The sequence below is a fragment of the Streptomyces colonosanans genome, from assembly GCF_001866645.1.
GTDB classification, from domain to species: Bacteria; Actinomycetota; Actinomycetes; order Streptomycetales; family Streptomycetaceae; genus Streptomyces; species Streptomyces colonosanans.
Genome location: NZ_MLYP01000014.1, coordinates 59,038 through 81,308, shown reverse-complemented (window position 1 = coordinate 81,308; position 22,271 = coordinate 59,038). Strand labels below are relative to the sequence as shown.

Below are 22,271 nucleotides of genomic sequence, written 5' to 3'. Positions count from 1 at the left end.
TTGGGAACGAAACCATCCGCGTCAGCTCCGAGGGCGAGGTCGGCATCAAGCTCCCGGCTCCGCTGGCTCACCTGGCCAACGCCCCGCGCGGCCGGTACGTGCTCGACGGCCGGATCGGCTTTTGGCACCGCGGCGAAGAATGGGCCGACCGTGTATCGGCGAACCGTGCTGTCGCCTACCGCATCCACCTGGACGTGGACCGGGGCCGCTGGTACCTCACCGCGTCGTGGACGATCCCCCCGGTCCAGGCCGTTCCCCTGGACGTAGCCAGGGCGAACGGGCTCATTGGTGTGGACACCAATGCCGACCACCTCGCAGCGTGGCGTCTGGATGAGCACGGCAACCCGACGGGTGAGCCCCGCCGGTTCTTCTACGACCTCGACGGGCCGGCCACCTACCGGGACGCCCAGGTGAGGCACGCCCTCACCCGCCTCCTTCACTGGGCACGGCGCGAAGGCGTCTCCATCGCGATCGAAGACCTGGACTTCGGCGCGGAGAAGACGCGGGAGAAGCACGGCCGCAGGAAGCGATTCCGCAAGCTGATCTCCGGCATGCCCGTCGCCAAGCTGCGGGCACGGCTCGTGTCCATGGCCGCCGAACTCGGCATCAGCATCGTCGTCGTCGACCCCGCCTACACCTCCCGCTGGGGCGCCGAGCACTGGCAGAAGCCCCTCAGCAGCAAGAACCGTAAGATCACCCGCCACGACGCCGCCGGAGTCGCGATCGGACGACGCGCTCTCGGGCACCGCGTCCGGCGACGGACGGCACCGCCCCCACACGACCAGAGCGATCGTGTGGGGCATCGGACCGCCCAGGCCGGACACGGAGCCCGCGGGCGTGAGGAAACCCGCCCCCGCATCCCCGGACCACGGACACGATCCGTGTCGCCGGACGCGGCGCGAACGCGGGTGACCAGTGCATCCACAACCGTTCGGGATGCGCCAGTTGACCAGGTTTGAGCCCAAGACTCACTCCTGCTCACTGATTAGGAACGGTGCCCTTAAGGGGCAGTTTGGGGGTTTACCCCGATCACGGGTGACCGGGACTCGCAGTAGTTTGCTGGGCATTGGATCCGGACAACTCGGAACAGCGATTTCTGCGGGCCTGTCGCGGACGGCGCCCAGAACGGGGGACATTCATGCGTCAGCGGCTTCGCTGCCTCGCGATCGTCGTGGCGGCCGGAATCGCGGCCGGTGGGCTGACCGCGTGCGATCAGCTGAAGGCGGAGAGCTTCCAGGACGACAGCACGCTGTCCGGGAAGATCACCTCGGTTCGGCTGGAGATCGGGTCGGGCGGTGCCACGGTGAACGGAACGAAGGGCAACGGCAGGTTGTCGCTCCGCCGCACCGTCGCGTACCGGGGCGACAGGCCGCAGGGCGCCAGCTACCGGATCGAGGACGGCGTCCTCGTCCTCGGTGGCTGTGGCAGCCACTGTTCGGTGACCTACATCGTCGACGTGCCCGCCGGTATCCCGGTGAGCGGCAAGACATCCAGCGGCTCCGTCAGCGTGACGCGGGTGGGCGAGGTGAAGGTGGCCACCAGTTCCGGCCTGATCGAGATGAACGACGTGTCCGGCCCGGTCGAGGCACGGACCTCCAACGGACGTATCAGAGGGCGGAACATCGCGGGCCGACGGCTCCAGGCGAAGACGTCCAACGGAGCGATCGAACTGTCCCTCGCCACACCCCAGGACGTGCGGGCCAAGACGTCCAATGGGCACATCGACCTGACCGTGCCCCAGGCCGGCTACCGGGTGAGTGCCAAGAACGGCAACGGCAGCAAGAACATTGATGTGACCGACGACCCGTCGGGTCGGTACCGGCTCGACCTGACCACCAGCAACGGGGAGATCGCCGTCCACCACCCCTGATGGACGGCGCGGGCCGACCACGGCCCTACGGCAGCGTCAAGATCTCCGCTCCCGTCTCCGTCACCACCAGCGTGTGCTCGAACTGGGCCGTGCGCTTGCGGTCCTTGGTGACGACCGTCCAGCCGTCGTCCCAGACGTCGTACTCGTAGGTGCCGAGGGTCAGCATCGGCTCGATCGTGAACGTCATGCCGGGCCGCATGACCGTTGCGGCGTGCGGGCTGTCGTAGTGCGGCACGATCAGGCCTGAGTGGAACGACGTGCTGATGCCGTGGCCGGTGAAGTCGCGGACCACGCCGTAGCCGAAGCGCTTGGCGTAGGACTCGATGACCCGGCCGACGACGTTGATCTGGCGGCCGGGCCTGACGGCCTTGATGGCGCGGTTGAGGGACTCGCGGGTGCGCTCGACCAGCAGCCGGGACTCCTCGTCGACCTCCCCGACGAGGTACGTGGCGTTGTTGTCGCCGTGGACGCCGCCGATGTACGCCGTCACGTCCAGGTTGATGATGTCGCCGTCCCGCAGCACCGTCGAGTCCGGAATGCCGTGGCAGATCACCTCGTTGACCGACGAGCACAGCGACTTCGGGAAGCCGCGGTAGCCGAGCGTCGAGGGATAGGCGCCGTGGTCGCACATGTACTCGTGCGCCACCCGGTCCAGCTCGTCCGTGGTCACGCCCGGCGCGATGCGCTTGGCCGCCTCCGCCATCGCCTGCGCGGCGATCCGCCCGGCGATCCGCATCGCCTCGACGGTCTCGGGGGACTGCACCTCGGGGCCGGTGTACGGCTTCGGCGAGGGCTTGCCGACGTACTCGGGGCGACGGATGTTCCCCGGCACGGAACGGGGCGGGGACAGCTCCCCGGGAGCGAGCAGTGACTGGCCAGACATGACAGCGAGTCTATCCAGGGACGATGGGGGAACATGTCCGTGGTGAGAGGAGCTGGTCATGGCCCTGTTCAAGAAGCGGACCGCGGGAAAGCCGGGCGAATGGTACTACTGCCTGGAGCATCAGAAGGTCGAGGAGGGCCCCGAATGTCCCGCCAAGGACCGGTTCGGGCCGTACGCGTCCCGGGCGGAAGCGGAGCGCGCGATGGAGACGGCGCGCGAGCGGAACCTGGAGTGGGAGACGGATCCCCGGTGGCACGACGTCCCTCCGGCGGGTGAACGGGAAGAGGACTGAGCGGGGGGGGCGGAGCCCCCAGGGACGGGGCGGCGGTGGCAAACCCCTCCGGCCGCTCAGTCCGCCGCCCGCTCCCGCTCCGCCCGCGTCCGTACCGCGTGCTCGTTCGTGCGGTTGTCGTAGCTCATCAGGGCCGGCAGGCACAGTGCCAGCAGGGCCACCGCACCCGTGCACAGCAGACCGCCCGACCACACCGAGGTGCGCACGCCCGTCCACGCCGCCATGCCGCCCGACCGGACCTGTCCCAGCTGCGGGCCCACCGAGTACGACAGCAGCTCGATACCGGCCAGACGGCCGCGTAGCTCGTCCGGGATCGTCTGGTTCCACATCGCGCCCCGGAAGATCCCGCTGATCATGTCGAAGCAGCCCCCGAGCGCGAGGAAGAGCAGCACCAGCCAGATGTTCCCCACGACCCCCGCCGCGGCGATCGCGAGCCCCCACCCGGCCGCGGCGAGCACCACCATCCGTCCGTGCCGGTGGATCCGCGACGTCCACCCGCTCGTGAGCGACACGAGCAGCGAGCCGGCCGGAATGCTCGCGTACATCAGCCCCAGCGACCACTCGGCCCCCAGCTCGTCCGCGAGGAACGGCAGGACCGCCAGCGGCATCGCGAAGAACATCGCGGCCAGGTCGACGGCGTAGGTGCCGAGGAGCTCCTTGCGGCCCCACGCGTACCGCGCGCCCTGAGTGATCGACCGCAGCGACGGCTTTGCGGCCTTGTCGGAAGCGGGGGAGGCGGCCAGCCCCAGGCCGAGCGCGAGCGACACCACGAAGGTCAGGACGTCGGCGCCGTACGCAGCGCCGAGCCCGGCGTACGCGACGACCACACCCGCCAGCGCCGGGCCCGCGACCCCGCCGACCGTCCAGCGCAGCGAGTTGAGCGAGGCCGCGGCCGGAAGATGCTCGTGCGCCACGATCCGCGGGATGAGGGCGTCGAGCGCGGGCCGCTGGACGGCGCCGAGGGCGGCGGAGAGAGCCGCGACGACGTACACGGGCCAGACCGCGGGCTCGGGCAGCAGCGCGTTCACCAGGAGCACGCCGGACAGCAGACCCTGCCCGGCCTCGGTGGACAGGATCAGCTTCCGCTTGTCGTACGCGTCGGCGAGCGCGCCACCGTACAGACCGAAGACGATCAGCGGTATCAGCTCGACGGCACCGACCGCGCCCACGGCCGCCGTCGAGCCGGTGAGCTCCTTCAACTGCACCGGCACCGCCACGAAGGTGAGGAAGGTGCCGAAGTTGGTGATCAGCCCGGCCAGCCACAGCCGCCGGAAGTCCGCCGACGAGCGCCAGGGCGCGAGGTCGGGAAGCATCGCGCGCAGCAGGGAGCGGGAGCCGTCGGGGGACGGCGCGTCCGCGGCATCCTCTCCGGCCGGTACGGAGCCTGACACACGGCCGGCGTTGGTGTCCTCGGTCACGAATGGCCATGCTGAGCCGACCAGCGGCCCGGGGCAATCGGTTTTCCCGGGCTCCCCGTGGCCGTCCTCACCCGACGGCGCGGAGCGCGGGGTCGAGTGCGCACGTAGAGTCGGCCCATGACCTCAACCGACAGTGCACAGAAGGCCCCTGCCAAGGACCCCTGGGACCTTCCCGACGTCTCCGGGCTCGTCGTCGGCGTGCTCGGCGGCACCGGCCCGCAGGGCAAGGGCCTCGCCTACCGGCTCGCCCGGGCCGGCCAGAAGGTGATCATCGGCTCGCGGGCCGCGGAGCGCGCCCAGGCCGCCGCCGAGGAGATCGGCCACGGCGTGGAGGGCGCTGACAACGCCGAGGCCGCCCGGCGCAGCGACATCGTGATCGTCGCCGTGCCGTGGGAGGGACACGGCAAGACGCTCGAGTCCCTGCAGGCGGAACTGGCCGGCAAGCTCGTCGTCGACTGCGTCAACCCGCTCGGCTTCGACAAGAAGGGCGCGTACGCGATCAAGCCGGAGGAGGGCAGCGCCGCCGAGCAGGCCGCGGCCCTGCTGCCGGACTCGCGGGTCACCGCCGCCTTCCACCATCTGTCCGCCGTCCTGCTGCAGGACCCGGAACTCGACCAGATCGACACCGATGTGATGGTCCTTGGCGAGGAGCGCGCCGACGTCGAGACCGTGCAGGCACTGGCCGGGCGGATCCCCGGCATGCGGGGCATCTTCGCGGGGCGGCTGCGCAACGCCCACCAGGTGGAGTCGCTCGTGGCGAACCTGATCTCCGTGAACCGCCGGTACAAGGCGCATGCGGGACTCCGCATCACCGACGTGTGAGCCCATGGGGGACACTGGTCGGCGTACCGGTCGTAGCAGTGTCCCCCGACAGGAGCCGTACCCATGCCCCGCCTCGCCCTTTACGCCCTGGTCGCCTGCCTGCTCACCGTGGCCGCGGCGGTCGTGTCGTTCGTCCAGGGCAGCTGGATGGGGATCGTCTGGGTGCTGCTCGCGGGCCTGTCGTCCAACATGACCTGGTACTACCTGCGGCGCGGCAAGGCGGCCCAGGGTCAGTCCGTCACCGGCTGACCTGGCAGTACTCGCTGGCGCCCTGCCAGAAGCGGCCCCTGTGGAGGTGAGCGGGGCTCGTTATGTCTGGGCGGCTAAGACGCGGTACACATGGGGGCGGGGGCAGCATCCCCGAACAGACCCCCGGACAGCGTCCTGAATACATAGTCGTATAGGTAGTGGCCGCAATAGTGGTCGGGTGCGTCGATGCCCAGGCCGCCCAGGATCCCGTTGATCACATCGAAGAAGGCGCTGTTGACCGACGGGACCCACAGCAACGCGAACACGAACAGCAGGCCGAACGGGGCGAACGGCTCCACCTGCCGCTTCACGCTGTACGGCAGCCAGGGCTCGATCACCCCGTAGCCGTCCAGGCCGGGCACCGGCAGGAAGTTCAGGATCGCCGCGGTGACCTGGAGCAGCGCGAGGAACGCGAGCGCGTACCGGAAGTCCGAGGGCACCCCGTCCAGCGCGTGCAGCCAGAACGGTGCCGTGCACACCACCGCGAACAGCACGTTCGTCAACGGGCCCGCCGCCGAGATCAGGCTGTGCCGCCAGCGGCCCCGGATGCGGTTCCGCTCGATGAAGACCGCGCCGCCCGGCAGACCGATCCCGCCCATGATCACGAAGATCACCGGCAGGACGATGCTCAGCAGGGCATGTGTGTAGGCGAGAGGATTCAGGCTCAGGTAGCCCTTGGCGCCGACCGTGATGTCGCCGCCGAGCAGTGCGGTGCGCGCGTGCGCGTACTCGTGGAGGCAGAGCGACACGATCCACGCGCTCGTCACGAACAGGAACACGGCCACGCCGGGCTCCTGGGCGAAGCCGCTCCAGGTGGCCCAGCCGGTGACCGCCGTCACGGCCAGCAGCCCCACGAAGACGGGGCTGATCCTCCGGTCGCTGCGCCGGGTGGCGGCGGTGGTCATAGGACTCCCTGGGCTCGTGCCGGAGGCCGCCCGGCCGTGGCGGGCATACCTCGAAAACGTCTCGCGAACGGTACCGGTTCCGGAGAGGGTGGGTACGCGGAGACCGCCGCACCGCCCGAATCCCGTGACCGGCACTGACGCCACCGGAGACAATGACCCCCGTGCGCTATCGGATCCTCGGCACCACCCAGGCATTCCACGCCGACGGCACGCCCGTCCCGGTCGGCGGGGCGCGGCTGCGCGCCCTGCTGACCGTGCTCGCCCTGCGGGCCGGTCGGACCGTCCCCGCCGCCCTCCTCGTCGACGAGGTGTGGGACGGCGACCCGCCCGCCGACGCCACGGGCGCCCTGCAGGCGCTGGTCGGACGGCTGCGCCGGACGCTCGGGCCGGAGGCGGTGGAGTCCGCGGACGGCGGCTACCGGCTGGCCACGGCACCGGACGGCATCGACCTGCACCGCTTTGAGCGGCTCGCCGGGGAGGGTCTGCGCGCGCTGGACGACGGCGACCCCGCGAAGGCGGCGGTCGTCCTCGACGACGCCCTCGTCCTGTGGCACGGCCCCGCCCTCGCCGACCTCCCCGACCGCACCGCCGAGGCGGCCCGCTGGGAGACCCGCCGCCTCGACGTGCGCCGCGCCCGCCTCACGGCGGCCCTCACCCTCGGCCACGGCGAGCAGCACCTGCCCGAACTGACCGCCCTGTGCGACCTCCACCCCCTGGACGAGCCCCTCCAGGCGCTGCGCCTGCGCGCCCTGCGCGACGCGGGCAGGCCTGCCGAGGCACTGGCCGCGTACGAGGACGTACGGCAACTCCTCGCGGACCGGCTCGGCTCGGATCCGGGGCCCGAACTGCGGGCATTGCACGGGGAGTTGCTGTACGCCCCGCAAGCCGCGCCGGTCCCTGCCGCCGTCCCCCGCCCCCTGGTGCCCCCCGGTGCGGACATACCCGTCGCCTCCCCGCCGCCCGGCAACCTCCGTGCCCGCCTGACCTCCTTCGTCGGACGGGACGCCGACATCGGCGCCATCCGCGGTGACCTCGCCGCCGCCCGGCTGGTCACCCTGCTCGGGCCGGGCGGCGCCGGCAAGACGCGGCTGTCGCAGGAGGCCGCCGAGGCCGTGGCGCACACGGCGCCGGACGGAGTGTGGATGGCCGAACTGGCGCCGGTCGACGACCCGGACGCCGTGCCCGAGGCCGTGCTCACCGCCGTCGGGGCGCGCGAGACCGTGCTGCGCGGTGCCGGCGCCGAGGAGATGCGTGCCGTCGCCGACCGGCACGACGACCCCCTCGTCCGGCTCGCCGAGCACTGCCTGCGGCGCCGCATGCTGCTCATCCTCGACAACTGCGAACACGTCGTGGACGCGGCCGCCCGGCTCGTCGAGCACCTCCTCGAACGCTGCCCCGGTCTGACGGTCCTCGCCACCAGCCGTGAACCTCTCGGCGTACAGGGGGAGTTGCTGCGTCCGGTCGAGCCGCTGCCGCAGCCGTACGCGCTGAAGCTGCTCGCCGACCGCGGTGCCGCCGTCCGGCCGGGCTTCCGGGTCCAGGACGACCCCGAGGCCGCCGCCGAGATCTGCCGTCGCCTCGACGGCCTTCCGCTCGCCATCGAACTGGCCGCCGCCCGGCTCCGCATGCTGTCGCTGCGCCAGATCGCCGACCGGCTCGACGACCGCTTCAGGCTGCTCACCTCCGGCGCCCGCACCCTGCTGCCCCGGCAGCAGACCCTGCGGGCCGTCGTCGACTGGTCCTGGGACCTCCTGGACGCCGACGAACGCTCGGTGCTGCGCCGGATGTCCGTCTTCGCCAGCGGCTGCGACCTGGCCGCAGCCGAGGCAGTGTGCGGGCCCGCCGCACTGGAAGGGCTCGGCTCCCTCGTCGACAAGTCCCTGGTGGTGGCGACCCCTTCGGGCGACGGGGAGATGCGCTACCGGCTCCTGGAGACCGTCGCCGAGTACGCGGGCGAGCGGCTCGACGAGTCCGGTGAGCGGCCCGACGCCGAGCGCGCCCACCTCACGTACTACCGCGAACTCGCCCGCACCACCGACCCGTTGCTGCGCTCATCGGCCCAACGCGCGGCGATCGAACGGCTTCAGGTGGAGTACGAGAACCTGCGCACCGCCCTGCGCCGCGCTGTCGCTGCCGGTGACGAGCAGGAGGCGCTCTGCCTGCTGCACTCGCTGGGCTGGTACTGGCACATGCGGGACCTGCGCACCGAGGCCCGCGCCTGGTCGAACGCCGTCATCGCCCTCGGCCCCGATCCCTTCACCTCGCCCGCCCGAGAGGTGCCCGACCTCCGCGAGAAGTGCACCGACAGCCCGCCGCCGATGCGCCCGGAGATCCTCGACGAGGCCCGCCGCGGCGCCCATCTCTTCCACCTCGCCTGCATGGACATGGACCCTTCGGCGTGGGAGACGGCCGAGGCCAAGGAGAAGCTGCGCGTCATCAGCGAGACCTACCGCCCCGGCCAGCCGCAGACCTGCCGCATGCCCGGCTTCCTGTGGTTCTTCGCCGTGCTGCTCACCGCCGACGTGGACCGTATGCGCGCGGTCTTCGACGAGACCGTCCGCACCTGCCGTGAACGCGGCTACACCTGGGAGCTGGCCCAGTGCCTGCAGGTACGGGCGAACATCCTCGCCAACCGCAGCCGCTGGGCGGGGGACGCGAGCCGGGACGCCGACGACGCACTGGAGATCTTCCGTCGGATCGGGGACGCCTGGGGCGTGGCCGAGGCCCTGTCCGCCCGTGGCGAGGCCCGTGAACGGTGCGGTGAGTACCTGCTCGCGGCAGCCGACTACGAGGCCGCCCGGGAGTACGCCGAACAGCTCGGCGCCCGCTCCCAGACGGCCGTGCTCGTCGCCCGCCTCGGCAGTGTCCTGCTCGACGCGGGGGAGAGCGAAAGGGGCGAGCGGCTGCTGCGCCAGGTCGTCGAGGAGGACCACAGCTGGTTCAGCGGCGCCATGCCCGCCGCCCGGATCTTCCTGGCGATGTGGCTCAGCCGCACCGACCGGGTGGCCGAGGCGCGTGAGCAGATCCGGTTGCTGCGCAGGGACTTCAAGGCGATCGGTTTCGTGGTCTTCGAGGGCCTGGTGCTCGGCGTGGAAGCCTGGCTGGACACGGTGGACGAGCGGTATCCCGAAGCCCTGGCCAAGGTGCGCAAGTCGCTCGCGTGGGCCGAGGACCGGATGACCCAGATGATCGCGCCGCACATGCCCTCCGTCCACCTCGTCATTGCCGCGATCGTGCTCACCGGCATGGACGGCGGGCTCCGCGCCCGCGACGCGGCCCGCTGCCTGGCCGCCGCCGACCGTCTGCTGCCGCCCGGCCACGTCGAGACCCCGGCGGAACGCGAGGCCCGCGCCAAGGCGGAGGCGGCGGCCCGCGCCGCGCTGGGCGACGCCGTGTACGAGGCCGCCTACGCGGAGGGCGACGGACTCTCGCTGGAGGAGGCCGTCGCCCTCGTCTGACGCGGACCGGCGGTGCTGGTGCCCCGTGCCGGGGTCAGGTCTTCCTGGTGTACTTGCGGATGGCGATGGGCGCTGCGACCGCCGTGATCGCCACCGACCAGACCACCGTCACCCACAGATCGTGCGCGACCGGGCCGCCCACCATCAGCCCCCGGGCCGCGTCCGCGAGCGTGGACAGCGGGTTGTAGTCGGTGAAGTGCCGCAGCCAGCCGGGCATCGAGTTCGTCGGCGCGAAGATCGAGGAGCCGAACTGCAGCGGGAACAGCACCAGGAAGCCCATCGCCTGCACCGACTGCGCGTTCTTCAGCGTCACGCCGAGGGTGAGGAACACCCACATGATCGAGGAGGCGAACACCGCCGACAGGCCCACGGTCGCGAACAGGCCGGCCCAGTGGTGGATGTGGAACCCGACCAGGACGGCGACGACCATCAGGACGGCCGTGGCGAACAGCATCCGGGCCAGCTCCACGGCGATCTTCGCGAACAGCACGGACCCGCGTCCGATCGGCAGCGAGCGGAAACGGTCCATGACACCGCTGTTGAAGTCCTGGCTGAACCCGGTGCCGACACCCTGCGAGAGGGTCATGCTCATCATCGCCAACATGCCGGGGATGACGTACTGCACGTACTGCTCCTGGCCACCGCCCAGCGCCAGGCCGATCGAGCCGCCGAAGACGTACACGAACAGCAGCGTGAAGACGATCGGCATGAACAGCGCGTCGAACATCGACTCGGGGTCCTGGCGGATCCAGAGCAGATTGCGCCGGATGAGTGCGCCGGTGTGCCGCAGATGCCCGCGCAGCGTGATCCGGGCGTCGGCGTCGGCGACGGGGGTGGCGATGGCCGTGGCACTCATACGGCGACCTCCTCGCGGGAGTCGGCGGGCGTGACGTCCTGCGGGGCACTGGCCTTGTGGCCGGTCAGGGACAGGAACACCTCGTCCAGGCTGGGCAGTTCGGTGGCGATGTCGGCGAGCGTGATGCCGCGGGCGGTGAGCGCGCCGACCACCGCGGTCAGCTGCTCGTCGCTGAGGATCGGCACCAGGACGGTGCCGGTCCCGGTGTCCACGGTCGCGTTGCCGGGTCCGGTGAGGCCGAACTCGTCGAGCGCCGTGGCCGTCGGGCCGAGCTCCTGCGGGTCGGCCGGGCGGATGCGCAGCGTACGGCCGCCGACCCTGGCCTTCAGCTCGTCGACGCGGCCGCCCGCGACGACCTTGCCGCGGTCGATGACGGTCAGCTCGGAGGCCAACTGCTCGGCCTCCTCCATGTACTGGGTGGTGAGCAGCACCGTCGCGCCCTCGGCGACCATCCGCTTGATCTCCGTCCACACCTCGTTCCGCGTCCGCGGGTCCAGGCCGGTGGTCGGCTCGTCCAGATACAGCACGGCGGGGTGCCCGATCATGGAGGCGGCGAGGTCGAGGCGCCGCCGCATACCGCCGGAGTACGTGGACGCCGGGCGCTTGGCCGCCTCGGTGAGCGAGAACCGCTCCAGGAGCCCGTCGGCCCGGGCGCGGGCCTCCTTGCGGGGCAGGTCGAGGAGCCGGCCGATCATGTACAGGTTCTCGTACCCGGAGAGTTTCTCGTCGACCGAGGCGTACTGGCCGGTGAGGCCGATCACGCGCCGGGTCTGGCGGGGCTGGCGGACGACGTCGTAGCCGGCGACCGTCGCCTGGCCGGCGTCCGGGGTGATGAGGGTGGACAGACAGCGGACCAGGGTGGTCTTGCCGGCGCCGTTCGGCCCGAGCACACCGAGGACCGTGCCCTCGCGCACGTCGAGGTCGACGCCGTCCAGTGCCTTCGTCTCGCCGTAGTGCTTGACCAGCCCCCGTACCGTGACGGCCGCGTCCGATGCGGCGTCGTGGGGATTCTTGTCGATGCGCGTCATGCCGACCACGGTGCCAGCCGCCACCGACAAACCGCCGACAGGCCGCCTACAGCGCCGATGAACCACCGGCACACCGCCGACACAACGGCGAGCAGCCCGCCGACGGGGGAAGATCGGCGGGCTGCTGCGGCCCCGTGAGGGGCGGGGGAACCGCGCGGCCGGCGACAAGCGGCGCGCAGTGTGTCGGCTACCGCACCCGGCAGTGCACTCAGTGCACCGAGTGCTCCTCAAGGGGGAACGTTCCGCCCACGACGTCCTCGGCGAACGCCTTCGCCGCGTCGCCCATGACCTGCCGCAGGTCCGCGTACTTCTTCACGAACTTCGGCACCCGGCCACCGGTCAGCCCCAGCATGTCGGTCCACACCAGGACCTGGGCGTCCGTGTCCGGGCCCGCGCCGATGCCGACCGTCGGGATGTGCAGCGTGCGGGTGACCTCGGCGGCCAGTTCCGCCGGGACCAGTTCCAGGACGACGGCGAACGCGCCCGCGTCCTGCACGGCCTTGGCGTCCCGCAGCAGTTGCGCCGCGGCCTCCTCGCCGCGCCCCTGCACGCGGTAGCCCATGGCGTTGACCGACTGCGGGGTCAGACCGATGTGCGCCATGACCGGGATGCCGGACTCCACCAGCAGCTCGATCTGGCGGTGCGAGCGCTCACCGCCCTCCAGCTTCACGGCGCCGACCCCGGCCTCCTTCACCAGGCGGGTGGCCGAGCGCAGCGCCTGCACCGGGCCCTCCTGGTACGAGCCGAAGGGCAGGTCGGCGACGATCAGGGCGCGCTGGGTGCCCCGGACGACCGCGGCGGACAGCATGGTCATCTCGTCGAGGGTGACGGGAACGGTGGTCTCGTACCCGAGGTGGCAGTTGCCCGCCGAGTCGCCGACGAGCATGACCGGGATACCGGCCTCGTCGAACACGGACGCGGTCATCGCGTCGTAGGCGGTGAGCATGGGCCACTTCTCGCCGCGCTCCTTGGCGGCGGTGATGTCGCGTACGGTGATGCGGCGGGTGCTCTTTCCCCCGTACAGCGCCTTGCTGCTGTCGGACGGCTTGAGCGCACTCTGAGCGGGCTGCCCCTGGGCAGCCGGAAGCTGCGTCATCGCAACGGCTCCTTCTGTCATCTCGAGGCGCCCTGACGGCGTCCCCGGATCAACCCCATGGTGGCACTTCGTGCCATGCGCGGCTAGGGCGGGGACGGGACGCGGCTCACGGCCCTCCTCCGGCCCTCCCGTACGGGCGTTCGTAAGGCCTCAGTAAAGAATTTCGATACGAGACGGTTCCGTATCGAAATGCTTCTAGGCTCAGTGCCATGACATCTCTTGCTGCCTCTGCCGAACGCCGGGTCCCCGAGGCGGTGCACCGGCGCCGGTGGGCCATCCTCGGTGTGCTGATGCTCAGCCTGCTGATCGTGGTGCTCGACAACTCCATCCTCAACGTCGCCATCAAGACCATCTCCACCCCGGCCCCGACCGGATTGGGCGCCACGCAGAGCGAGCTGGAATGGGCCATCAACGCCTACACGCTCGTCTTCGCCGGGCTGCTGTTCACCGCGGGCCTGCTCGGTGACCGCCTGGGTCGCAAGAAGATGCTGCTGGCCGGTCTCGCCGTGTTCGGCGTGGGGTCGGCGCTCGCGGCCGAGTCCGGCTCGCCGGGCCAGCTCATCGCGTTCCGCGCGGTCATGGGCCTCGGTGCCGCCTTCGTGATGCCGGCGACGCTCGCCGTCCTGATGAACGTCTTCGAGCGCGACGAGCAGCCCAAGGCCATCGGCATATGGGCCGGCGGCGTCGGCCTCGCCATCGCCATCGGACCGATCACCGGCGGAGTGCTCCTCGACCACTTCTGGTGGGGCTCCGTCTTCCTGGTCAACGTGCCCATCGTGATCGCCGCGCTGATCCTGATGGTCTGGCTGGTCCCCGACTCCCGCGACCCCAACCCCGGCCACATCGACCCCGTCGGTGTCGTCCTGTCGGTCATCGGCCTGGTCCTGCTCGTCTACGGCATCATCAAGGGTGGCCAGCTGGCCGACTTCACCGATGCCACGGTCCTCGCCACCATCGCCGCCGGTCTCGCCGTGCTCGCGTTCTTCGTGGTGTACGAGAAGCGCAGCGACCACCCGTCCATCGACGTCACGTACTTCAAGAACAAGGTCTTCTCCGCTGCCATCACCGCGATCGCGCTGGTCTTCTTCGCGCTGATGGGCGTGACCTTCTTCTCCGTCTTCTACACCCAGAGCGTGCGCGGGTACACGCCGCTGCAGACCGGCCTGCTGATGCTGCCGCTGGCCGCCGCGCAGATGATCTTCGCGCCGCGCGCCCGACTGGTGGTCGAACGGTTCGGCAACAAGGCCACGACGACCGCCGGCATGGTCGTCGTCGGCGCGATGCTCGCCTCGTTCGCCACCCTGAAGGCGGACACGCCGATCTGGATCCTCGAGGTCATCTTCTTCCTCATGGGCACCGGCATGGCCCACATCATGACCCCGACCAGCGTGGTCATCATGCAGGCGCTGCCCCGTGAGAAGGCGGGCTCCGCGTCCGCGCTCAGCAACACCTTCCGCCAGGTCGGCGGCGCGCTGGGCATCGCGGTGCTCGGCTCGGTCCTGTCGACGGCGTACCGCAACGGCGTCCAGGACAAGCTCGCCTTCCTCCCGGCCGGCGTCCGCCACACCGCGGGCGAGTCGATCGAGGCGACGCTCGGTGTGGCCGCGCAGCTCGGCCCGAACGGCAAGGCCCTGGTCGCCCCCGCCAACGACGCGTTCCTGCACGCGATGCACACCACGGCGCTGTGGGGCGCGGGCGTGGCGTTGCTCGGCGCGATCGTGGTGGCGCTGTACCTGCCCGGCAAGCAGCCCGCACCGCAGGCGGACCAGGAAGAGGCGGAGTCGGTGACGGCGGATCACTGACGGCATGCCTGGGCCGGACACTCGGGGGGCGGGGTGTCCGGCACCGCGCACAGCGGGAAGAATCATCCATCCCAGCGCAGCAAGGACGGAGCGGAACGTGAGCCTCGCCGACAGCCGGCCCCAGCAGGACTGCCCCGTACGCGGACGCCCCCGCAGCGAGGCCGTCGAACGGGCCATCATCGACGGTGTGATGAAGCTCATCGAGGACGGCGTCCCCCTCGCGGACCTCTCGATAGAGCGCATCGCCCGCACCGCCGGCGTCGGCAAGGCCACCATCTACCGCCGCTGGAGCAACAAGGACGACCTCTTCATCGACGCCGTGCGCTCGGCCGAGCCCGGGGACCCCGAACTGCCCGGCACCTCGATGCGCGACGACCTCGTGGTGCTCCTGGAGTCGCTGCGGCAGCGCGGGCTGGCCAGCCGCACCTCGGCGATCCTGCACAACGCGCACGTCCAGATGAAGAGCAACCCCAAGATCTGGTCCGCGTACCACGCGTGCGTCGTCGCCCCCCGGCGCCGGCTCGGGCTCGACGTCCTGCGCCGCGGGCAGAAGAACGGCGAACTGCGTCAGGACGTGGACGTGGAACTGATGAACGACATCCTCGTCGGCCCCATGCTCGTACGCTCCGTTCTGCGCCCCGACGCCGGGCTGGAGGAGGGCCTCGCCGAGCGGATCGTCGACACGGTGCTGGAAGGGCTACGACCCGTCAGCCGGTAGGCCGTGTACGCGTTTCGTCACAGAAGGTCCGCTCGTGTGCCCGTGTGGAACTTCCTGCGCCGTCTTCGTCGTCCTTGTGCCCGTACGGCCGTCATGGGGCGGCAGGAACGGAACCGATCATCCCCTAGGGTCGTACCGCGGGGAGACGACGGTGTGCACGGCAGGCTGTGAGGCGACGGTATGGCGCAGGCGTACATGACGGAGACGGGCAGCGGCGGCTCGGGACCGGACCGCCGAGGATCCCGGCTCCGGCGCCTGTGCGACGGTCTGCGCGGCGACCGCGGCATCTGGCGCCGCGGAACCGTTGTGGCCGTCCTCGCGGTGATCGTCGGGCTGGTGATGCTGCTGCACGCCCAGATCCCCAACCGGGTCGGCAACCTCGGCAGCCTCACCGAGACGTTCCTGCCCTGGCTCGGGGTCGTTCTCGTCCCCCTGCTGCTGCTCCTCGCGCTGGTGAGGAGGTCGGCGACCGCGCTGGTCGCCGTCCTGCTGCCGGCGGCGATCTGGCTGAACCTCTTCGGCGGGCTGCTCGGCGACAAGACCGGCGGCGGTGGCGACCTGATGGTCGCCACGCACAACGTGAACGCCGAGAACCCCGACCCCGTCGGCACCGCCCGTGACGTGGCCGCGTCCGGGGCGCAGGTGCTGGCCCTGGAGGAGCTGACGGCGTCCGCGGTCCCGGTGTACGAGAAGGCGCTGGCGCCGGCGTACCCGTACCACGCGGTCGTCGGTACCGTCGCCCTGTGGAGCAAGTACCCGATGACCGGTGTCGAGGCCGTCGACATCAAGCTGGGCTGGAAGCGGGCGATGCGGGCCACCCTGACCACACCGGAGGGGAAGGTCGCCGTCTACGTCGCCCACATGCCCTCGGTGCGGGTGAAGCTGGAGGCCGGGTTCACCGCCCGGCAGCGGGACACCAGCGCGGACGCGCTCGGCGAGGCCATCGCCGACGAGAAACTGAACCGGGTGATCCTGCTCGGCGATCTGAACGGCACCATGAACGACCGCTCGCTCAACGCCGTCACCTCGCAGATGCGCTCCACGCAGGGCGCGGCGGGCAGTGGCTTCGGGTTCAGCTGGCCGGCGTCGTTCCCGATGGCGCGCATCGACCAGATCATGGTCAGGGACGTCGAGCCGGTAAGCTCGTGGACCCTGCCACGGACGGGAAGCGACCACCTGCCGGTCGCGGCACGGGTGAAGTTCGCCCCCTCCGCGTCCTGACCGGCGCGGCCTTGTGCCGGTAACCGTGCCTTCACCTCCCGGAACACCGGGCCTGCCATGGTTTGTTCCGCAGTCGAACATATGATGAAGCGGAACCCCGCTCCTGAAAGGCAAGGCCCTTCATGCCCCTGGCCCTGCTCGCCCTCGCCGTGGGCGCCTTCGGCATAGGCACCACCGAGTTCGTGATGATGGGCCTGCTGCCCAACGTCGCGAACGACCTGCACATATCCATCCCCGCCGCCGGGCATCTGGTCTCGGCGTACGCGCTGGGCGTGGTGATCGGCGCGCCGCTGCTCGCCGCGGTCACGGCCCGGATGTCCCGCCGTACGGTCCTGATCGGACTGATGGTCCTGTTCGTGCTGGGCAACGCGCTGTCCGGCCTCGCCCCCGGCTACCACTGGCTGCTGGCCGCGCGCTTCCTGAGCGGTCTGCCGCACGGGGCGTTCTTCGGGGTCGGCGCGGTCGTCGCCACGAACCTGGTCGCGCCCGAGCGCAAGGCCCGCTCGGTCTCGCTGATGTTCCTCGGACTGACGATCGCGAACGTCGCGGGCGTGCCGGTGGCGACGCTGACGGGCCAGCACCTGGGCTGGCGGGTCGCGTTCCTGGGCGTGAGTGCCATCGGCGTGGCCGCGATCGCCTCCCTCTTCCTCCTGATCCCGAGGGTCCACACCGACATCCCGGCCGTCGGTCTGCGGGGCGAGCTGGCGGCCCTGCGCTCACTGCCGGTCTGGCTGGCGTTGGGTACGACGGTGGCGGGCTTCGGGGCGCTGTTCTCGGCGTACAGCTATGTGGCGCCGATGCTGACGGACGCGGCGGGGTACGCGGAGGGCAGTGTCACCCTGCTGCTGGCCCTGTTCGGGGTCGGCGCGACGATCGGCAACCTCGTCGGCGGCCGGCTGGCGGACCACTCGCTGCGGGGCACGCTGTTCGGCGGCCTGACCTCGCTGGCGGTGGTGCTGTCCCTGTTCCCGCTGCTCATGGGCGCCGAGTGGAGCGCGGCCGTGGCGGTGACGCTGGTGGGCACGGCGGCGTTCATCACCGGCTCGCCGCTGCAGCTGATGGTCATGGAGAAGGCGTCGGCGGCCCCGTCGCTGGCGTCCTCGGCGAACCAGGCTGCCTTCAACCTGGCGAACGCGGGCGGCGCCTGGATCGGCGGGCTCGCACTGGCCGCGGGCTTCTCGGTCACCTCCCCGGCGGTCGCGGGCGCGGGGCTGGCGGTGCTGGGGCTGGCGGTGGCGGGCGTCGCGTACGCGGTCGACCGCGGGGCTGCTCCGCAGGCCGGGCAGGAACGGCTGGTGGCGGCGCATGTCCCGGAGTCCGCGGAGAGCCTGCGCGGCTGAGCCCCCACGCCGCCGCGGCAACGGCTGGTGGCGGCGCATGTCCCGGAGTCCGCGGAGAGCCTGCGCGGCTGAGCCCCCACGCCGCCGCGGCAACGGCAGCCCCCGGTATGGAAACCCAAGCCGGGGGCACCGTTCCTGTGGACTGAGCAGAGGTGAGCCCGCTCGGCCGCGCGCCCCGAACGGTCTTGGGCGCAGCAGGGCGCCCCCGGCGGAGCGCTACGCGTGCTCGCGCCACCTGTTCGTGATCGGCAGGCGGCGGTCCTTGCCGAAGCCCTTCGCCGAGATCTTCGTGCCCGGCGGGTACTGGCGGCGCTTGTACTCGGCCGTGTCGACCATCCGCAGCGTCTTCACGACCAGCTGGCGGTCGAAGCCCGCCTCCGTGATCTCGTCCGCGCCCTTGTCCTGGTCCACGTACAGATCCAGGATCGCGTCCAGGACCGGATAGTCGGGCAGTGAGTCCGTGTCGACCTGGCCCGGGCGCAGCTCCGCGCTCGGCGGCTTCGCGATCGAGTTCTCCGGGATCGGCGGGGTCTGGCCGCGTTCCTCGGCGGCCCGGTTCCGCCAGTGCGCCAGGTGGAAGATCGACGTCTTGTACACGTCCTTGATCGGGCCGTAGGCGCCCACCGAGTCGCCGTACAGCGTCGAGTAGCCCACCGCCAGCTCCGACTTGTTGCCGGGCGCCAGCACGATGTGGCCCTCCTGGTTGGAGATCGCCATCAGCAGCGTGCCGCGCAGACGGGACTGGAGGTTCTCCTCCGCCAGCCCGGTCAGGCCCAGCGAGTCCATGTAAGCGGTGAACATCGGCTCGATGGGGACCGTGCGGAAATTCAGGCCCGTGCGCCGCGCCAGCTCCGCCGCGTCGTCCTTCGAATGGTCGGAGGAGTACTTGGACGGCATCGACACGCCGTACACGTTCTCCGCACCGACCGCGTCGCAGGCGATCGCCGCGACCAGCGCCGAGTCGATGCCGCCGGACAGACCGATCAGGACGGACCGGAAGCCGTTCTTCGCCGCGTACGCCCGCAGGCCCACGACCAGCGCCGAGTAGACCTCCTCATCGTCCTCCAGCCGCTCGGCGTACCCGCCCGTCCGCTCCGGCTCGTACGCCGGCAGCGGCTCCTCGGACAGCACCAGCCGGTCGATGCGCAGGCCGTCGTCCACCATGCCCGTGGGGGCGTCCGCCTCCGCCGCCGGCAGGTCGAGGTCCAGGACCACGCACCCCTCCGCGAACTGCGGCGCCCGCGCGATCACGTCGCCGTCCGGTCCGACGACGATCGAGTCCCCGTCGAAGACCAGCTCGTCCTGCCCGCCGATCATGGCGAGGTAGGCGGTGGTGCAGCCCGCCTCCTGGGCCCGCTTGCGGACCAGTTCGAGACGCGTGTCGTCCTTGTCCCGCTCGTAGGGCGAGGCGTTGATCGAGACCAGCAGTCCGGCCTTCGCGGTGCGCGCGGCCGGGACACGACCGCCTTCCTGCCACAGGTCCTCGCAGATGGCGAGCGCGATGTCGATCCCGTGCATCCGCAGGACCGGCATCGTGTCACCGGGCACGAAGTAGCGGTACTCGTCGAAGACGCCGTAGTTGGGAAGGTGGTGCTTGGCGAAGGTGAGCGCGATCTTCCCGCGGTGCAGCACCGCCGCCGCGTTCTGCGGGACGCCGGCCGGCTGGCCGTACTTCGGCTGGGCGCTCTCGCTGCGGTCGAGGTAGCCGACGATCACCGGCAGCTCCCCGAGACCCTCGTCGGCGAGCCGTGCGGCGAGGTCCCTCAGGGCCGCCCGCGAGGCCTCGACGAAGGAGGACCGCAGGGCCAGGTCCTCGACGGGATACCCGGTCAGCGCCATCTCGGGGAACGCCGCCAGATGCGCTCCCTGCTCGGCGGAGTGCCGGGTCCAACGGACGACGGCCTCGGCGTTTGCGGCGAGATCACCGACCGTCGAGTCGATCTGATTCAGGGCGAGGCGAAGTTGAGGCACGCGCCCAGTCTAGACGCCAGTAATCGTCAGAGCGACACAATGGGGGTGTGGGCCGCCCCACGTGGGGCACTCCACGGCGAAGGGGACGCCCGACGCGGCGCGCCCGCCCCCCGGTGACGAGGGACGGGCGCGCTGTGGCGTACAGCGTGAACCGGTGCTCAGTGGCGGCGCCACGACTCGACGTAGCCGGGAGCGGGCGAGCCCACACCGGTGACGTCGTCATAGCCGCGGACGGCCTTCAGGGAGCTGTCCTTGCCGAGGGCGCGCACCGAGGTGAGCAGACCGTCGGTCGCGTCGAAGGCGTTGGCGTAGTCCACGCGGGCGACCGCGAGCTGCTTGCCGGTCGGCGTGTCCACCACGTCGTGATAGACCTTCGAGCCGTAGCGGTCGTAGATCGCCGGGTTGGCGAAGCCGATCGGCTTGCCGCGCTCCTGCTGGGCGAGCGCCTGGACGGCCGCGATCACCGGAGCGGCGAGCGAGGTGCCGCCGATGCGGTATTCGGAGTACTGCTGCGACCCGTCCGGGAAGGTCTGCGTCTGGCCGACCAGGAAGCCGGTGTTCGGGTCGGCGATCGCCGCGATGTCCGGGACGACGCGGTTGCCGGCCCGGCTGTACGCCGTGGCGAGCGAGTTCGGCACGACGCCCTTCTGGTAGAAGGGCTGCGGCACGGTCCTGCTGGTGCCGCCGCCCGCACCCGAGTTGAACTGGAAGTTCGTCCAGCTCTTGCCGCCCGGGGCCAGCGTCGCCTTCTGGGTGCCCCAGCCGGTCTCCCACAGGTACGTGTCGCCCTTGCCGACCGCCAGCGAGGTGCCGCCCACCGCGGTCACCCAGGCGGAGTTGGCGGGGGTGTCGACCTGCTTCGTCCCGGTGTTGGCGATCTCGTCGCCGTCGTCGCCGGAGGAGAAGTAGAAGCCGATGCCCTGGACCGCGCCCAGCTGGAAGACCTGGTCGTAGGCCGCGGCCACGTCCGGGGTCTCGTTGGCCTCGATGTCGCCCCACGAGTTGGAGACGATGTCCGCCAGGTGCCCGTCGACGATCTTGCCCAGCGAGTCGATGAGAGCGTCGTCGTAGCAGGAGGCGGCACCGACGTACACGATGTTCGCCTTGGGCGCGACCGCGTGCACGGCCTCGACGTCGAGGGTCTCCTCGCCGTACCAGCCGGCCGCCCCGCACTCCTCGGTGTCCGTGTAGTCGCTCGGCAGTACCTGGGTCAGCTGACGCTTCGCGTAGGGCGCGTCACCGTTCTTCCCGGCGTAGGCGGCCGCGTCCTGGGCGATGGTCGGGGAGGCGTACGCGTCGGTGATCGCGACGGTCACGCCCTTGCCGGTCGCCTGGCCCGCGCCGTACGCGGCGCGCAGCTGCTTGCCGGTGTAGCCCTTGACCGCGTACGGGATCTGCTGGCCGTACGCCTTGGGCAGCGTGGTGGCCACGGTGGAGCCGTGGTACGACGAGAACGGGCCGGAGTTGCGGAAGACGTCGTCCGGCGGGGGCAGCGTGTCCTTGTGGTTCGCCTTGTGCGGGGCGTTGTCCAGGCCGGTGACGGTGAGGACCGCGCCGTCGAGCGAGGCGGGGACGGATGCCGTCTGCGCCGGGGCACGGTAAGTCCGCTTGCCCTTGGCGTAGTTGTGCAGTCGGGTGCCGAACGCCTTGTGGACGGCCGCCGCGTCACCGGTGACGGCGATGTAGCGCTGGGTGGTGCCGGTGACCTTCAGACCGGACGCCTTCAGCCAGTTGGTCACCGCGGCGATCTGCGCCTTCGTGGCACCGAAGTGCGCTCGTGCCTGCTGGGCGCTCAAGTACTTGCCGTACATCGGCGAGTTCGGGTCGGACACTGCCTTCGCGAAGGCAGTCAGTCCCGCCGCGTCGCGTCCGGCGAGGTAGACCCGGGCGGTGACCTTGGTGTTGTCGCTCGTGGCACCCTTGTCCGCCACGGCCGTCGCCCACGCGGGTTTGGTGCCCGCGAGCGCGTCCCGGTCGGGGCTGTTCGCGGCGTGCGCGGCGGATATGCCGAGCGCCAGTGCGCCGGCGAGCAGCGGCAGAGTCGCCGCCAAGCTCACCCCGGCGCGCGTCTTGGCGCGATTGGATCTCATAAAACCCCCTGCGATGCGGTTCGTCGCATGTAGTGGTCCGTCGGTGATCCGCGGAGAACACCGCGCGCTGAAGGCGCGGTGAATGGATCACGCGGTGGGGCCACTCTTTCGATGAACGGTTCATGCCAGGGGAATGAGAAAGCCAAGGAAACGCCAAGTAGCCACAATCAGAGGGTGTTTGGAATGGTTTCGACGGCTCTTCGATTGTTGCGGCATGGTTGCGATCGCCGCGGAGCGCTTGCCTCCGCGGCG

Annotated in this window: 17 protein-coding genes and 1 pseudogene; 10 read left to right on the top strand and 8 right to left on the bottom strand. The window is 70.9% G+C overall.

Annotated features, from left to right (window positions below):
• Together BIV24_RS06685 and BIV24_RS06680 are read left to right on the top strand one after the other, a co-directional pair.
• The coding region (locus tag BIV24_RS06685; protein ID WP_143064567.1) for an IS200/IS605 family accessory protein TnpB-related protein at positions 1-959 on the top strand (959 nt) is incomplete at its 5' end.
• Positions 960-1,138: 179 nt separating this feature from the next.
• Positions 1,139-1,870, top strand: coding sequence for a DUF4097 family beta strand repeat-containing protein (locus BIV24_RS06680; protein WP_071365222.1), 732 nt, complete (start codon positions 1,139-1,141; stop codon positions 1,868-1,870).
• 25 nt (positions 1,871-1,895) lie between these two features.
• Here BIV24_RS06680 and map read toward each other — a convergent pair whose 3' ends face one another.
• Positions 1,896-2,753 carry a type I methionyl aminopeptidase gene (gene map, locus BIV24_RS06675; RefSeq protein ID WP_071365221.1) on the bottom strand — a complete coding sequence of 286 codons (858 nt, stop codon included), beginning with the start codon at positions 2,751-2,753 and terminating at the stop codon, positions 1,896-1,898.
• A gap of 58 nt (positions 2,754-2,811) precedes the next feature.
• On the opposite strand from map, the gene BIV24_RS06670 reads away from it, so the two are divergent.
• Entirely contained in the window at positions 2,812-3,045 is a 234-nt protein-coding gene (locus tag BIV24_RS06670) for a hypothetical protein (protein ID WP_071365220.1), read from the top strand.
• Between the two features lie 56 nt (positions 3,046-3,101).
• Here the strand turns inward: BIV24_RS06670 and BIV24_RS06665 are convergent, their stop codons facing one another.
• Positions 3,102-4,358, bottom strand: coding sequence for an MFS transporter (locus tag BIV24_RS06665; RefSeq protein ID WP_071365235.1), 1,257 nt, complete (start codon positions 4,356-4,358; stop codon positions 3,102-3,104).
• 222 nt (positions 4,359-4,580) lie between these two features.
• On the opposite strand from BIV24_RS06665, the gene npdG reads away from it, so the two are divergent.
• Together npdG and BIV24_RS06655 are read left to right on the top strand one after the other, a co-directional pair.
• Entirely contained in the window at positions 4,581-5,285 is a 705-nt protein-coding gene (gene npdG, locus BIV24_RS06660) for an NADPH-dependent F420 reductase (protein ID WP_071365219.1), read from the top strand.
• A gap of 63 nt (positions 5,286-5,348) precedes the next feature.
• Positions 5,349-5,534, top strand: coding sequence for a hypothetical protein (locus tag BIV24_RS06655; protein WP_071365218.1), 186 nt, complete (start codon positions 5,349-5,351; stop codon positions 5,532-5,534).
• Between the two features lie 74 nt (positions 5,535-5,608).
• On the opposite strand, the gene BIV24_RS06650 is transcribed toward BIV24_RS06655, so the two are convergent.
• Positions 5,609-6,439 carry a site-2 protease family protein gene (locus BIV24_RS06650; protein ID WP_071365217.1) on the bottom strand — a complete coding sequence of 277 codons (831 nt, stop codon included), beginning with the start codon at positions 6,437-6,439 and terminating at the stop codon, positions 5,609-5,611.
• A 152-nt stretch (positions 6,440-6,591) separates the two neighbouring features.
• On the opposite strand from BIV24_RS06650, the gene BIV24_RS06645 reads away from it, so the two are divergent.
• Positions 6,592-9,897: an AfsR/SARP family transcriptional regulator gene (locus BIV24_RS06645; protein WP_071365216.1), complete on the top strand. Its 3,306-nt coding sequence runs from the start codon at positions 6,592-6,594 to the stop codon at positions 9,895-9,897.
• Between the two features lie 34 nt (positions 9,898-9,931).
• Here the strand turns inward: BIV24_RS06645 and BIV24_RS06640 are convergent, their stop codons facing one another.
• The 3 genes from BIV24_RS06640 to panB form a co-directional block, all read right to left on the bottom strand.
• Positions 9,932-10,753 (bottom strand): ABC transporter permease, encoded by an 822-nt coding sequence (locus BIV24_RS06640; RefSeq protein ID WP_071365215.1) that lies wholly within the window; start codon positions 10,751-10,753, stop codon positions 9,932-9,934.
• Complete coding sequence (locus BIV24_RS06635) at positions 10,750-11,781, bottom strand: ATP-binding cassette domain-containing protein (RefSeq protein WP_071365234.1); 1,032 nt, start codon at positions 11,779-11,781, stop codon at positions 10,750-10,752. Before BIV24_RS06635 ends, BIV24_RS06640 begins: the two co-directional genes overlap by 4 nt.
• Before the next feature lie 208 nt (positions 11,782-11,989).
• Positions 11,990-12,877, bottom strand: a complete 888-nt coding sequence (panB, locus tag BIV24_RS06630) for a 3-methyl-2-oxobutanoate hydroxymethyltransferase (RefSeq protein ID WP_071365214.1) — start codon at positions 12,875-12,877, stop codon at positions 11,990-11,992.
• 209 nt (positions 12,878-13,086) lie between these two features.
• On the opposite strand from panB, the gene BIV24_RS06625 reads away from it, so the two are divergent.
• The 4 genes and pseudogenes from BIV24_RS06625 to BIV24_RS06610 all read left to right on the top strand — a co-directional run bounded on the left by BIV24_RS06625 (position 13,087) and on the right by BIV24_RS06610 (position 17,958).
• The gene (locus BIV24_RS06625) at positions 13,087-14,679 is read left to right on the top strand and encodes an MFS transporter (protein WP_071365213.1); all 1,593 of its coding nucleotides are present in this window, start codon (positions 13,087-13,089) and stop codon (positions 14,677-14,679) included.
• A 97-nt stretch (positions 14,680-14,776) separates the two neighbouring features.
• Entirely contained in the window at positions 14,777-15,397 is a 621-nt protein-coding gene (locus tag BIV24_RS06620) for a TetR/AcrR family transcriptional regulator (protein WP_071365212.1), read from the top strand.
• Between the two features lie 257 nt (positions 15,398-15,654).
• Positions 15,655-16,618, top strand: a pseudogene (locus tag BIV24_RS06615) (endonuclease/exonuclease/phosphatase family protein).
• A gap of 122 nt (positions 16,619-16,740) precedes the next feature.
• Positions 16,741-17,958, top strand: coding sequence for an MFS transporter (locus BIV24_RS06610; RefSeq protein ID WP_071365210.1), 1,218 nt, complete (start codon positions 16,741-16,743; stop codon positions 17,956-17,958).
• Positions 17,959-18,174: 216 nt separating this feature from the next.
• Here the strand turns inward: BIV24_RS06610 and BIV24_RS06605 are convergent, their stop codons facing one another.
• Both BIV24_RS06605 and BIV24_RS06600 read right to left on the bottom strand, forming a co-directional pair.
• On the bottom strand, positions 18,175-19,929 hold the full coding sequence (locus tag BIV24_RS06605; protein ID WP_071365209.1) for an NAD+ synthase: 1,755 nt from the start codon (positions 19,927-19,929) through the stop codon (positions 18,175-18,177).
• Positions 19,930-20,087: 158 nt separating this feature from the next.
• Positions 20,088-22,019, bottom strand: a complete 1,932-nt coding sequence (locus BIV24_RS06600) for a S53 family peptidase (protein ID WP_071365208.1) — start codon at positions 22,017-22,019, stop codon at positions 20,088-20,090.
• Between the last annotated feature and the right edge of the window lie 252 nt (positions 22,020-22,271).

Bases quoted from the DNA above. Each gene is read 5' to 3' on its own strand.
- BIV24_RS06655 (WP_071365218.1), top strand. From the start codon at position 5,349: ATGCCCCGCCTCGCCCTTTACGCCCTGGTCGCCTGCCTGCTCACCGTG.
- BIV24_RS06600 (WP_071365208.1), bottom strand. From the start codon at position 22,019: ATGAGATCCAATCGCGCCAAGACGCGCGCCGGGGTGAGCTTGGCGGCG.
- BIV24_RS06650 (WP_071365217.1), bottom strand. From the start codon at position 6,439: ATGACCACCGCCGCCACCCGGCGCAGCGACCGGAGGATCAGCCCCGTC.
- BIV24_RS06625 (WP_071365213.1), top strand. From the start codon at position 13,087: ATGACATCTCTTGCTGCCTCTGCCGAACGCCGGGTCCCCGAGGCGGTG.
- BIV24_RS06635 (WP_071365234.1), bottom strand. From the start codon at position 11,781: ATGACGCGCATCGACAAGAATCCCCACGACGCCGCATCGGACGCGGCC.
- map (WP_071365221.1), bottom strand. From the start codon at position 2,753: ATGTCTGGCCAGTCACTGCTCGCTCCCGGGGAGCTGTCCCCGCCCCGT.
- panB (WP_071365214.1), bottom strand. From the start codon at position 12,877: ATGACGCAGCTTCCGGCTGCCCAGGGGCAGCCCGCTCAGAGTGCGCTC.
- BIV24_RS06645 (WP_071365216.1), top strand. From the start codon at position 6,592: ATGACCCCCGTGCGCTATCGGATCCTCGGCACCACCCAGGCATTCCAC.
- BIV24_RS06610 (WP_071365210.1), top strand. From the start codon at position 16,741: ATGCCCCTGGCCCTGCTCGCCCTCGCCGTGGGCGCCTTCGGCATAGGC.
- BIV24_RS06640 (WP_071365215.1), bottom strand. From the start codon at position 10,753: ATGAGTGCCACGGCCATCGCCACCCCCGTCGCCGACGCCGACGCCCGG.
- BIV24_RS06665 (WP_071365235.1), bottom strand. From the start codon at position 4,358: ATGCTTCCCGACCTCGCGCCCTGGCGCTCGTCGGCGGACTTCCGGCGG.
- npdG (WP_071365219.1), top strand. From the start codon at position 4,581: ATGACCTCAACCGACAGTGCACAGAAGGCCCCTGCCAAGGACCCCTGG.
- BIV24_RS06680 (WP_071365222.1), top strand. From the start codon at position 1,139: ATGCGTCAGCGGCTTCGCTGCCTCGCGATCGTCGTGGCGGCCGGAATC.
- BIV24_RS06670 (WP_071365220.1), top strand. From the start codon at position 2,812: ATGGCCCTGTTCAAGAAGCGGACCGCGGGAAAGCCGGGCGAATGGTAC.